Annotated in this window: 11 protein-coding genes; 9 read left to right on the forward strand and 2 right to left on the reverse strand. The window is 49.0% G+C overall.

Translation table 11 applies throughout. The features are described from left to right. The first annotated feature begins 652 nt into the window (after window positions 1-652). Both MJ611_RS09220 and MJ611_RS09225 read left to right on the forward strand, forming a co-directional pair. Entirely contained in the window at window positions 653-1,306 is a 654-nt protein-coding gene (locus tag MJ611_RS09220) for a 7-carboxy-7-deazaguanine synthase QueE (RefSeq protein WP_250429407.1), read from the forward strand. 6 nt (window positions 1,307-1,312) lie between these two features. Beyond that, on the forward strand, window positions 1,313-3,241 hold the full coding sequence (locus tag MJ611_RS09225; protein ID WP_250429408.1) for an OmpA family protein: 1,929 nt from the start codon (window positions 1,313-1,315) through the stop codon (window positions 3,239-3,241). A gap of 76 nt (window positions 3,242-3,317) precedes the next feature. On the opposite strand, the gene MJ611_RS09230 is transcribed toward MJ611_RS09225, so the two are convergent. Then, entirely contained in the window at window positions 3,318-3,782 is a 465-nt protein-coding gene (locus MJ611_RS09230) for a hypothetical protein (RefSeq protein ID WP_250429410.1), read from the reverse strand. 279 nt (window positions 3,783-4,061) lie between these two features. Here MJ611_RS09230 and MJ611_RS09235 point away from each other — a divergent pair, with 279 nt between their 5' ends. From MJ611_RS09235 to MJ611_RS09265, 7 genes are all read left to right on the forward strand, one after another. Continuing rightward, window positions 4,062-4,577, forward strand: a complete 516-nt coding sequence (locus MJ611_RS09235) for a c-type cytochrome (protein ID WP_250429412.1) — start codon at window positions 4,062-4,064, stop codon at window positions 4,575-4,577. Between the two features lie 27 nt (window positions 4,578-4,604). Continuing rightward, window positions 4,605-6,650 carry a Sec-dependent nitrous-oxide reductase gene (gene nosZ, locus MJ611_RS09240; RefSeq protein WP_250429414.1) on the forward strand — a complete coding sequence of 682 codons (2,046 nt, stop codon included), beginning with the start codon at window positions 4,605-4,607 and terminating at the stop codon, window positions 6,648-6,650. Between the two features lie 146 nt (window positions 6,651-6,796). Further along, window positions 6,797-7,408, forward strand: a complete 612-nt coding sequence (locus tag MJ611_RS09245) for a hypothetical protein (protein WP_250429416.1) — start codon at window positions 6,797-6,799, stop codon at window positions 7,406-7,408. Next, on the forward strand, window positions 7,405-7,866 hold the full coding sequence (locus MJ611_RS09250) for a nitrous oxide reductase accessory protein NosL (protein WP_250429418.1): 462 nt from the start codon (window positions 7,405-7,407) through the stop codon (window positions 7,864-7,866). The genes MJ611_RS09245 and MJ611_RS09250 overlap by 4 nt, the downstream gene beginning before the upstream one ends. Next, complete coding sequence (locus MJ611_RS09255; RefSeq protein WP_250429420.1) at window positions 7,850-9,145, forward strand: nitrous oxide reductase family maturation protein NosD; 1,296 nt, start codon at window positions 7,850-7,852, stop codon at window positions 9,143-9,145. The genes MJ611_RS09250 and MJ611_RS09255 overlap by 17 nt, the downstream gene beginning before the upstream one ends. Then, window positions 9,108-9,815, forward strand: coding sequence for an ABC transporter ATP-binding protein (locus tag MJ611_RS09260; RefSeq protein WP_250429422.1), 708 nt, complete (start codon window positions 9,108-9,110; stop codon window positions 9,813-9,815). The genes MJ611_RS09255 and MJ611_RS09260 overlap by 38 nt, the downstream gene beginning before the upstream one ends. A gap of 3 nt (window positions 9,816-9,818) precedes the next feature. Further along, the gene (locus MJ611_RS09265) at window positions 9,819-10,586 is read left to right on the forward strand and encodes an ABC transporter permease subunit (RefSeq protein ID WP_250429423.1); all 768 of its coding nucleotides are present in this window, start codon (window positions 9,819-9,821) and stop codon (window positions 10,584-10,586) included. A 103-nt stretch (window positions 10,587-10,689) separates the two neighbouring features. On the opposite strand, the gene MJ611_RS09270 is transcribed toward MJ611_RS09265, so the two are convergent. Further along, complete coding sequence (locus MJ611_RS09270) at window positions 10,690-11,859, reverse strand: proline dehydrogenase family protein (protein ID WP_250429424.1); 1,170 nt, start codon at window positions 11,857-11,859, stop codon at window positions 10,690-10,692. Window positions 11,860-11,970 lie beyond the last annotated feature (111 nt).

An 11,970-nucleotide genomic window follows, 5' to 3' on the forward strand; every position in this document is an offset into this window, starting at 1 on the left:
TTAAATCTTTATCATGCTTTCTCTTTCCTTGTTCTTTGCAAGCTTTTCGCCTCGCCGGCTGGGCCCTACTTTTCTCCTTGATGAGAAAAGTAGGCAAAAGAATCAAGACGATTTTGTTTCTCGAGGGCCCCTACCCCCACTCGCTGACCGCTCAAACAAAAAATCGTCATCTGTGCACCTGGCTAGTTTCTTTGCCCCGTAACTTCTGTTTTATTGTTCCTGTTGCATAGCAGCTCACGAAGCAGTGTCATTTTTAATCCTTGGGTTGAGCGCCTATGCGAGTTTTTCCGGTGTTGCGCGAGCAACATTGCGACCGAAGGGTAGCAAAGGAAAAGCTCCCAGCGCGATGCCCCAGGACGAGGCCCCGCGGCCCTGAGCGCACCAAAAGCAGCTATAAAACAAAAGGTGAGTAAGACTAAGGATGAAGGGTAGCTACGAAGCAAAGACTTGTTAGCACAATGAATAAGTTTCTCTCTGTACACTAAATAAAAACACATCTATACTTCTTCTATAACCAAACGGAACAGAAGACACTGCATACCTTGTTGCAATTTTAGCTAACTTTGCAAGTTCTGCGCGGTTTATACCTAGGAAAGTATAAATCAGCATATTTATCAAATACTGGCTCATGCAGGGCCGAAGCATTACAATTTTGGAATCAATAAAAGCATTTAAGACAGCCTCTATCCATACGGTGCCGAAAGATGGCAGCCAGTTACCTCTGATGGAGGCTTTTTATACGATACAGGGTGAGGGTGGCAACACCGGAACAGCTGCTTATTTTATCCGGTTGGGCGGCTGCGACGTGGGCTGCCACTGGTGCGATGTAAAGGAGTCGTGGGATGCGGAACTGCACCCGCTAACACCAGTAGAAGAGATTGTGAAAATGGCCGAACCATTTCCGGGCAAAACAGTTGTAATAACCGGGGGAGAGCCGCTGCTTTACAACCTCAACCCGCTTACGTCGCTGCTGCAGGAGCAAGGCATTAAAACCATGATCGAGACTTCCGGTGCATATCCGATCAGCGGCTATTGGGATTGGGTGTGTTTGTCTCCCAAAAAGTTTAAAGCTCCGGATGCATCTGTGTATCCTTTTGCAGATGAGCTAAAAGTGATTATCTTTAACAAAAGTGATTTTGCGTGGGCAGAGGAGCATGCAGCAAGGGTAGGGGAGAAAACAAGATTATACCTGCAACCCGAGTGGAGTAAGGCCAACCAATTGACGCCGCTTATAGTAGAGTACGTAAAGAACAATCCGAAATGGCGTGTGTCGCTGCAGACGCACAAGTACATGGATATCCCATAACCTTATATGTATAAACAACTGCTTTTTACTCTTCTCCTGATATTGGGTGTAAGCGTAACTGGTTTTGCGCAAAACCAACCGTTACGTACAAAATCTAAAAAGGCAGAAAATTTATACTACAAGGCAGACGATTATGTAAAAGCCCGTGATTTTGAACGGGCGCTACAAACGCTCGACGAAGCGATAGAAAAAGATCCGAAGTTTGGTGAAGCATACTTGAAGGCAGCCCACCTGCACAAGATGATGGGCAACAAGGCAGCCACTTTCGATTACCTCGACAAAGGGCTTTCGGTGCTGCCGTACAATGCTGGCCTTGCCAACAGCTACTTCGACCTGGCCGATCTATACTTTGATAAGGGCGATTACAAGAAGTCTAAAAATTTCTTTCAGGCATTTCTTAAATCCAACCCTAAAAATGCAAAGCTGATCGATTATGCGCGGCAACAGGTAAAAACAGCCGACTACGCCTTAAAGGCGATGCAGAAACCGATCGATTTCAACCCGGTGCGCCTCTCTGATGCCATTAACCAGTTCGGGCTACAATACTTTCCTTCCACCACCGCCGACCAGCGTTACTTTATTTACACGGCCCGTGCAGGCGCGCGCCCAGACCAGGACGAAAACATCTATGTAAGCCAGCAGAAAGACGGGGAGTGGCAGGCGCCGGTTTCCATCTCTGATGCGATCAATTCTACTGCCAACGAAGGGGCCGCCACCATTTCAGGCGATGGCAAAACGCTCGTTTTTACCTCCTGCAACCGCCCCGATAGCCAGGGCGATTGTGATCTGTACATCTCTTTCAGAACAGGCAACGAATGGAGCAAGCCCCGGAACATGGGCACCGATGTCAATTCCAAAGCCTGGGACTCTCAGCCAAGCTTATCTGCCGACGGCCGCACGTTATACTTCACGTCTACACGAGGTGGTGGTATAGGCAAAGAGGACATCTGGGTGACCAGCCTGGTAGAAGATGGCTCCTGGCGAAAGCCCCGCAACCTGGGCGAACCGGTTAACTCGAAAGGGCGCGACATGGCTCCGTTCATTCATGTAAGCGGTTCTACGCTATACTTTGTAAGCGACGGGCACATCGGCATGGGCGGTTTGGATGTCTTCAAAACTTCCCTGGAACATACCAAAAAGTGGACGGTGCCAGAGAACATGGGCTATCCGCTTAACACGCATACCGACGAAGGCTCCATGTTTGTGACGCCGGATAACAAAACCGGCTATTACTCACGCCAATTAGTAACAGAGTCAGGCATACCCACCATACAGCTTTATAGTTTTGATGTGCCGGAAGTATGGAGAAGCAAGATGAACAGTACCTATGCACAGGGGCGTGTGTTTGATGCAGATACCAAGAAGCCGCTGGCTGCCGTGGTGCAACTATACGATGTGGCCTCTGACTCGCTGGTGCAGCAGGTGAATTCCGATAAAGTATCCGGCGAATACACCGTAGTGCTGACAGATGGCAAGCAGTATGCCTTGTATGTAAATGCCCCGAAATACCTGATGAACAGTTTGAGTTTTGATTATACCTTGTCACAGGCACTGAAACCACTGGCACTCGATGTTTACCTGAAACCTATTAAAACAGGGGCGGCCTCCGTGCTCAACAATCTGTTCTTCGATACGGGCAAGTATACCCTGGAACGAAAGTCGCGCACGGAGCTAAATAAGTTGATTTCCTTCCTGCAGCAGAACAAGGGAGTGCAGATCGAGATCTCCGGCCATACCGACGACGTTGGCTCTGACCAGGCCAATCAACTTCTTTCGGAAAAAAGGGCCAAAGCCGTCGCCGATTACCTCAGCAGCAACGGCGTAAACAGGCAGCGCATCCGGTCTAAAGGCTACGGCGAGACCAAACCTGTTAAGCCAAATACATCGGAAGAGAACCGAAGCCAGAACCGCCGCATCGAAATGCGGGTTCTCTAAAAGATCAAAGTATAAAGTAAAAGGGCAGCCCTGATCATCAGGGCTGCCCTTTTACTTTATAACGCTTTACCCGACGTTAAAACATGTAGGTCAGGTTGAGCATGGTTCTGTCATTGACTTTGTTGGCATGGTGGTCGCTGTTGCTTAGCGATTTTTGCAGGGTAGCGCCCAACGCCAGGTTACTGATGTAGACGTTCACCCCCAGGTTGGCATAGTAATTTTCCCCGCCGATCTGGATATGCTCCTCATCCCCGAATTCGTCTGCTTTTGCATTCTCGTAGTACTCGCCTGCGCTTGGCAGCAAGGTAATGCCTTCCATGTTTTGCCAGTTAATCAGGTTGGAGATAGCGCTCACTCTGTTGCCATACTTGTACCCGTTGTTATCTGTGGTGTTCATCCGGTAGGTAAGATTATTGCTGAGCCAGAGTTTGCCATAGCGCAGGGTATAGATACTGTTGAGCTGGTAATCATAAAGCAGGGTTCTGCTCAGGGCAGGAAACAGCATCACTGCTATACTTATTATAGATAACACACTTTTCATGCTGTCCGGCTTCTTGTCTGATTCCGAATCAGATGTATGTAGAGCAGGGTGCTGAAAAAATGATAAATATCACCTATAAAAGAGATGTAAGTCTTTTATTCAGCTATGCTTTTCTTATACTTTTGAATTGTAAATGAAAGCCAAAACATACTTGTTAACCTTTGAATAGTTATAATAAATCGGCCGGTATTGGATTATGCACGTAGGAAATAAGATAATTCAACCGGAACTACTAAACATTTAAAGACAATGAAAATCAACAAAAAACAATCATTTAAAATGAAACCGCTAAAACCTTTTGCTATGCTCATGCTAGGCGCCATGATGTTGTACAGTTGCTCATCCGGCGATAACGAAACCGCCGGTGGTGAAACTGAACAGGAGTCCGGTTTGGCACACCAGGAGGAAGCTGCCGGGGAATCAGCTGCTGCAACAGAAACAGCCGCCGCTGACGAGGGCAAAGGTGTAGGCCCTGTCAAAACTGTAGAAATAGGCGCCACCATCGACGAGGCTCTGGCCAATCAGGGTAAGAGTATATTCGAAGGCAAATGTTCTGCCTGCCACCAGTTATCTGATCAGAAAGTAGTAGGCCCTGGCCTGGCGGGTGTAACCGAGCGCCGCAAACCGGAGTGGATCATGAACATGATCGTGAACCCGGAAGAGATGACCAAGCAGGATCCAACAGCTAAAAAACTGCTGGCTGAGCACTTAACCCAGATGACCAACCAGAACGTGACGGAGCAGGATGCAAGAGCCATTCTCGAATACCTGAGACAGAACGACAAGGCTAGCTAAAGAAACTAAACACAAACCCATAATTTTATGGAAACTTTAATCAACAAATTAAGAAACGTTGCACCGAAGGCGGCTCTGCTGATGGCAGTAGCAGCCGGTGCTGCACTGCAGGGATGTAGCCGCTCGGAAAGCGGTGATAGGGGTGGGGCAACAGCCTCCGCCCTGTCTTCGGACGCTGCTTCTGCAGTGTACGTAGCACCCGGCAAGCACGATGAGCTTTACTCTTTCCTTTCAGGGGGCTTTAACGGACAGGTGTCTGTGTACGGTCTTCCTTCAGGCAGGCTGCTGAAGATCATCCCTGTGTTCTCGCAGCACGCTGAGAACGGCTACGGCTACAACGAGGAAACGAAGGCTATGCTGCAGACCTCGCACGGCTTTGTGCCATGGGACGACCTGCACCACCCGAAACTGTCGCGGTCTAACGGTACAACAGACGGTCGCTGGTTGTTCGTGAACGGTAACAACACCCCGCGCGTAGCCCGAGTGGACCTGACCACCTTCGAGACCGTAGAGATTATGGAGATCCCGAACTCGGCTGGTAACCACTGTTCTCCTTACCCAACCAACAACAACGAGTACGTAATTGCAGGTACCCGCTTCTCTGTTCCGCTGGACATGAAAGGTGGTACAAGCGACGTGTCGCTGGAAGATTACGAAAAAGAATTCCGTGGCTCTATCTCCTTTATCAAAATAGACCAGGAGAAAGGCGATATGGACCTGGACTTCCAGATACTGGTACCTGGCTTTGACTATGACCTTGCCAACGGCGGCAAAGGCCCTTCTGAAGACTGGGTATTCTTTACAACCTATAACTCTGAAAAATCCGGTACTCTGAAAGAGATCGGTGCTTCTCAGAACGATAAAGATTACCTGGCTGCTATTAACTGGAAACTGGCTGCCAAGTATGCCAAAGAAGGTAAAGCACGTGAGATGCCTGCCAACTACTACCACAACAAGATGGATAAAGGCACACACACTGCTAAATCTACTGTTAAGAAGAAAGTGCGCTACCTGTTGCCGGAAGATTGCCCAGGCATGATGTACCTACTGCCTGCTCCTAAATCACCACACGGTATCGACGTAGACCCAAGCGGTGAGTTCATGGTAGTAAGTGGTAAACTGGCATCGGCTATCCCTGTGTTCTCTTTCGCTAAAATGCAGGATGCGATCAAAAACAAGAAGTTTGATGGCGAGAAGAACGGCATTCCAGTACTGCAGTATGAGTCTGTGCTGAAAGGTGAAGTGAAAGAGCCGGGCTTAGGACCATTGCACACTGAGTTTGACGGCAAAGGCAACGCGTATACTTCTATGTTCGTGTCTTCTGAAGTTGTGAAATGGAAACTGAACGACCTGAAGGTGATGGACAGAATTCCCGTATACTATTCCGTTGGTCACTTAATGATACCTGGTGGCGATACAAAAGAACCGTATGGCAAGTACCTGGTAGCCATGAACAAGATCACCAAAGACCGTTACCTGCCAACCGGCCCAGAACTGGCCCACTCTGCGCAGCTGATCGATATCTCTGGCGATAAAATGAAACTGTTGCTTGACTTCCCGACTGTAGCGGAACCACACTACGCACAGGCCATCAAGGCAGACCTGGTTGCACCTAAGAGTGTGAAATTCCACAAGCTGGATGAAAACAAGCACCCGCAGGCTGCTAAGAAGGAAAGCGAAGCCAGTGTTACCCGCAAAGGCAATGTGGTACACGCGAAGATGACCTCTATCCGAAGCCACTTTACACCGGATAACATTGAAGGTGTGCAGGTGGGTGATACCGTATACTTCCACGTAACTAACTTAGAGCAGGACTGGGATGTACCGCACGGATTTGCGGTGATGGGAGCTAACACCTCTGAAACCCTAATCATGCCGGGTGCGACACAAACCCTGAAATGGGTACCGAAGAAAGCAGGTGTTTACCCGATGTACTGTACCGACTTCTGCTCTGCGCTGCACCAAGAAATGCAGGGATATGTGAGGGTATCTCCAAAAGGATCCAACGTGCCGATCAAGTTCTCGACCGGTAAAAAGAAACAGAACATTCCAGGGGTAGCATCAACAAAATAATGCTTTAACTGGGCAAATCAGCGGAGGTTGCCCCGGTAGCCTCCGCTGAATTTTTTAACCTGAGTCGCGGGTTATTTCTGAGGTCTTACACTAAGACTCATACTTACCACACGACTCAATTCTATTTCACCTTAAACTATAAAAGGATGAAAGCTTTACATAGAGTGCTGATGATTTTTGCGGCACTATCACTTGGCTTGCTGTTTATGTTCCCGATGTGGAAGATCTACCTCAAAGCCCCACAATACCCTGAAGGCCTGGAGATGCATATCTGGGTGAATAAGATCGCCGGAAGCTCCGAAGGTATCCTTCAAAACTTCAATATCCTCAACCACTACATTGGCATGGCGCCTATACACGCCGACTCGTTTGCCGAGCTCAAATTCATGCCTTATGTAGTTATCTTCTTTATGATCACCGGTGTTATAGTTGCCCTGATCGGCAAGCGTAATTTAGCAGGTGCCTGGGCAGGTTTGCTAATGGGTGCCGGTGCAGCCGGTATACTTGACTTTTATTTATGGCTGGTAAAGTTCGGTACCAACCTGAGCCCTGAAGCTCCCATCAAAGTGCCGGGCATGACATATATTCCGCCCTTGCTGGGCCACAAAACATTGCTCAACTTCGAGGCGCTTTCGTTGCCTGCTTTAGGCAGTGCCGGTATCATGCTGGCCATCGTTTTCAGCGTACTTGCCTTTTACCTGAGCTACCGGGCAAGCAAAAAAGAATTAGTTAACAAACCCGTACATACCGCCGCATGAGACCTGTTGTAACCATAGTTGCGTTGCTTTTTATACTTTGTTTTGCCTTTAGTTGCAAGCCAGAGCAGAAACCCATACCCTACGGAGCAGCCAACTGTGCCCATTGCAACATGACCGTGGCCGACAACCGCTACGGTGCCGAACTGGTAAACGACAAAGGCAAAGCGTTCTTTTTCGACTCCTCGGAATGTATGATGGCGTACGTGAACGAACAACCCGAACTGGGTAAGAATGCTGCCTTTTTGCTGGTGAGCGATTTTACAAAACCCGGGGAACTGATCGATGCCCGGAGGGCGCACTTTCTGCAGTCGAAGCAGCTGCCAAGCCCGATGGGATTTTATTTAACAGCTATAGGTGAGAGCGCTGCAGCTACCAACATGCAACAGGAATTTGGCGGACGTTTGCTGACCTGGGACGAAGCGGTTTTAACCGTGAAGAATAATGAAAAACCTGAGTAAACATACTTTTATACTTTGCACTTTGGTGTTGCTGCTGCTGGCTGATGTGGCCTTTGGCAGTACACTTAAGGTGTGCAAAACCTGTACCTATACTTCCGTAAAACAGGCTGTGAAAAAGGCCAAGGCCGGCGACACCGTGCTGATACAGGGAGGCGTGTACCAGGAACATGGAATTGTAATCGACAAGCCCCTGACCATATTGGGCCAGAACAAATCGGTACTGGACGGTAACTTTCAAGGCCAGATCATTACGGTTTTGGCAGATAATGTGACCATAGAAGGCCTTACGCTTAAAAACATAAAAACCAGCTACCGCCAGGACGATGCCGCCATTCGCGTAGTGGAGCGCAGCAATATCCGGATACTGAACAACACCATACTTAACACCTACTTCGGCATTTACCTGCAGAACTCAGACAACTGCGTGATAAAAGGCAATGTCGTTTCCGGCAGGGATGTAACTGGCCTGAACGAATCGGCTTTGGGCAACGCGATACACTTGTGGTACTGCAACAACGCCGACATCAGCAACAACAAAGTAAGCGGCCACCGCGACGGCATTTACCTGGAATTTGTAAAGGAAAGCGAGATCAAGAACAACCTGAGTCAGCACAACCTGCGCTACGGCTTGCACTTCATGTTTTCGGATGGCAACGTGTACACGCACAATACCTTCCGTAAAAACGGCGCCGGCGTGGCCGTCATGTACACCCACAACATCCGGATGGAGCACAACACGTTTGAAGGGAACTGGGGCGCCGCTGCCTATGGCTTGCTTTTGAAAGAGATCACCAACAGTGTGATCAAAAGCAATACCTTCCGCAGAAACACCACCGGCATTTACATGGAAAGCTCCAGCCGGTTGGACATACAGAAAAACCAATTTGACAAGAACGGCTGGGCCATCCGGTTGCTGAGCAGCTGCATACAGGATACCTTTAGACTGAACAATTTTACAGGTAACTCTTTTGATGTAAGCACGAACGGTACCCCTACCATGAACCTGTTCGAGAACAACTACTGGGACAAGTATAACGGCTACGACCTGGATAAGAACAGGGTAGGAGACGTGCCCTACCGCCCGGTAAGTTTATACTCGATGCTGGTAGAAAAAGTACCGCCTTCGGTTATGTTTATGCGCAGCTTTCTGGTTGATTTGATGGACAACATCGAGAAAGTGATGCCAAGCTTTATACCGGAGACCTTGATTGATGAACAGCCTTTGATGAGGAAAATGAATTATGATAACGATACAAAACTTACGCAAGTCATACGGTAAGTTAAACGTACTGAAAGATGTGAGCGTCGTATTCGATGCGGGCAGGATCGTGTCTGTGATCGGGCCGAACGGATCGGGTAAAACCACCATGATCAAATGCATCCTGGGCATGGTATTGCCAGATGGCGGCGATATTAAAATAGGTGGCGAAAGTATCCTTAAGAAACACGCCTACCGCAGCCAGATCGGCTACATGCCCCAGATCGGACGTTACCCTGAAAACATGAAAATACGCCAGGTGATCGGGATGATCCGCGACATCCGCAAAGATGTGAAGCAGGTGGATGAAGAGCTGATCGGCTTGTATGGCCTGAAGGAAATGTATGAGAAGCGCATGGGCGCACTGTCGGGTGGTACCAAGCAGAAAGTGAGCGCTGCGCTGGCTTTTATGTTCAACCCCAAGATTCTGATACTCGATGAGCCCACCGCCGGCCTGGATCCCATTTCGGCCGAGATCCTGAAGTGCAAGATCCTGAAAGAGAAAAAGAAAGGCAAACTTATACTTATCACTTCGCACATCATGAGCGAGGTAGAAGAAGTAGCCGACGAAGTAATGTGCCTGATGGATGGGCAACTGAAGTTCCATGAAACCATTGAATCCATCAAAGCCCAGACAAATGAAGAACGCCTGAGCCGGGCCATTGCCAAAATAATGAACGAGGAGGACTAAGGTATGAACAAGATCATCAAATACGTTTTTTATGACATCATCCGGAGCAAGATCATGATTGCTTATACCTTGTTCCTGCTGCTGCTTACCATTGGGTTGTTTAACCTGGGCGGCAACCCCGACAAAGCGATCCTGAGCCTGCTCAACATCGTGCTGCTGACAGTGCCGCTGATCAGTATCGTTTTTGCCACGACGCACTTTTACAACTCCTATGAGTTTATGGAGCTGCTGGTGGCACAACCCATTAACCGTACGAGGATCTTTATGAGCGAGTACCTGGGCGTGGCGTGTTCTCTTTCCGGTGCTTTCATACTTGGTGTGGGCCTACCGGTACTGCTTTTCGGTGCCAGCCTCACCGGTTTATACCTGCTGCTGACCGGTGTGTTCATTACGTTCATTTTTGTGGCGCTGGCTTTCCTGGCTTCGGTGCTCACCCGCGACAAGGCGAAAGGCATAGGCATTGCCCTGCTGGTATGGTTCTACTTTGCCCTGATCTACGACGGCATCGTGTTGTTTATACTTTACTACTTCAGCGATTACCCACTGGAGAATGCAACCCTGGCCATGACGGCGCTGAACCCGGTAGACCTGGGAAGAATAATAGTGCTGCTAAACCTGGATGTGTCGGCGCTGATGGGCTATACCGGCGCTTTGTATAAAAGTATACTTGGCAGTGTGTGGGGCATCGGTCTTGCCTTTGGCCTGCTGCTGCTGTGGATTCTGGTTCCGATACTGAGCTCGAGAAGAATCTTTTCAAGACGCGATATTTAAAGGCTTATTTGCCGTATATAAGATAGTGTTTAGTGGTTTCGATTAAAAAAGCGCAGGTGTTGGCCTGCGCTTTTTGTTTTAGAGAGTTATACTTTACTTACTGCTACAGGAGGCTTCTGCGGCGCAGTTCTCCTTCCAGCAAATGTAATTCTCTGCCTGTTTGCCCGGATACAGAAGCGCTTTCCTCCACCCGACGGATAATGTGTGGCAGGGCCTTTTTTGCTTCGCCGTAAGGGAGGTATTTGGATGCCTGGAAACCCGCCTGCGCCAGGTTGAAGGTCAGGTGGTCGCTCATACCATACAGCTGTGCGAAGTGTACCCGGTGCCTGAGCAACTTAAGCTCGCCTTCTGCCATACGTTCCGTTAAATAGCGGGTACTTTCCTGGTTGTGCGTGGCAGCGCAAAGCTCCAAGCGGTGCAGGTTATAGAGGCAAATATCTAGGCCCTGGTTAAAGCTTTTGTCGGTAGCAACCTTCTCTGTGAAAACTGCAGGGGCATGATCGTATACTCTCGCCCGCTCCAGTTCCTTTTCGTGAAAAGCCCCGCGAACCAGTTTTATACCTAAAAGTGCTTGTTTTCCCGCAAACCTTTCCAGGCAGGCCTTCAGGTAATCAACACGATCGGTGCGGTACATCTGCACCGTATTGAGCACAACTGCCCGCTGGCTGTTGTAGCGGAGCATCATTTTCTCGGCTAATGCATCCACGGGTACTTGCTGCCAGCTTTCTTCGGCATCTATGTGCATGCACATGCCGGCATTGGCCACAGCTTTACAGACAGAATCAAGGCGCGCCTCTGTTCTGTCAAATGCCTGCTGCTCTTCAGTGGTCAGTTGTTCCTGGGCAGTTATTTTTTCAAAGATGGATTTTGGTCCTAATTTGCTCAGCCTGATGCTCAGCGAAATAGATGCCCCGGATTTTGCTGCCCGCCTGATATCATGCAAAAGTTCCTGTTGTACCTGGTCATACCCGGCTTCGGTTTGTTGGGCTTCGGCAGCATAGTCCAGCACAGCGCGTACGTTGGCGCCAGCTAATTTTTCCATCACCCGCTTTGCGTCTTCAACTGTTTCGCCCCCGCTGAAATGGCTGTACACCGATTTCTTGAGTTGTTCTTTGATGGGCAAGCCCCGCTTCAGGGCCCAGATAAAGGCAGGCTTTAAGGCCATGCTGAACAGGTGGTGTGCCTGTTGCAGCTCTTCGTTGGTTTTGATACAGAAGGCTACGAGTAAATTGTCCGGTTCAAAAGTGATTGCACCTGGAGATTTCTTATCCATAACAAGAAAGCTGTAAATGTGTAAGATCTGTTACAGTTACCGCTTTCTGTAAGGCTGGTAGCGGTGGGCCCAGAGTGGGAGCGCCTGTGCAGAGCGAGCAAAAAGTATAAG

The organism is Pontibacter ruber (genome assembly GCF_023630205.1).
Taxonomy (GTDB): domain Bacteria; phylum Bacteroidota; class Bacteroidia; order Cytophagales; family Hymenobacteraceae; genus Pontibacter; species Pontibacter ruber.

Excerpts from the sequence above, each read along its gene's own strand:
- MJ611_RS09265 (WP_250429423.1), top strand. The coding sequence starts at position 9,819 with ATGAACAAGATCATCAAATACGTTTTTTATGACATCATCCGGAGCAAG.
- MJ611_RS09245 (WP_250429416.1), top strand. The coding sequence starts at position 6,797 with ATGAAAGCTTTACATAGAGTGCTGATGATTTTTGCGGCACTATCACTT.
- MJ611_RS09230 (WP_250429410.1), bottom strand. The coding sequence starts at position 3,782 with ATGAAAAGTGTGTTATCTATAATAAGTATAGCAGTGATGCTGTTTCCT.
- MJ611_RS09260 (WP_250429422.1), top strand. The coding sequence starts at position 9,108 with ATGATAACGATACAAAACTTACGCAAGTCATACGGTAAGTTAAACGTA.
- MJ611_RS09225 (WP_250429408.1), top strand. The coding sequence starts at position 1,313 with ATGTATAAACAACTGCTTTTTACTCTTCTCCTGATATTGGGTGTAAGC.
- nosZ (WP_250429414.1), top strand. The coding sequence starts at position 4,605 with ATGGAAACTTTAATCAACAAATTAAGAAACGTTGCACCGAAGGCGGCT.
- MJ611_RS09235 (WP_250429412.1), top strand. The coding sequence starts at position 4,062 with ATGAAACCGCTAAAACCTTTTGCTATGCTCATGCTAGGCGCCATGATG.
- MJ611_RS09255 (WP_250429420.1), top strand. The coding sequence starts at position 7,850 with ATGAAAAACCTGAGTAAACATACTTTTATACTTTGCACTTTGGTGTTG.
- MJ611_RS09250 (WP_250429418.1), top strand. The coding sequence starts at position 7,405 with ATGAGACCTGTTGTAACCATAGTTGCGTTGCTTTTTATACTTTGTTTT.
- MJ611_RS09270 (WP_250429424.1), bottom strand. The coding sequence starts at position 11,859 with ATGGATAAGAAATCTCCAGGTGCAATCACTTTTGAACCGGACAATTTA.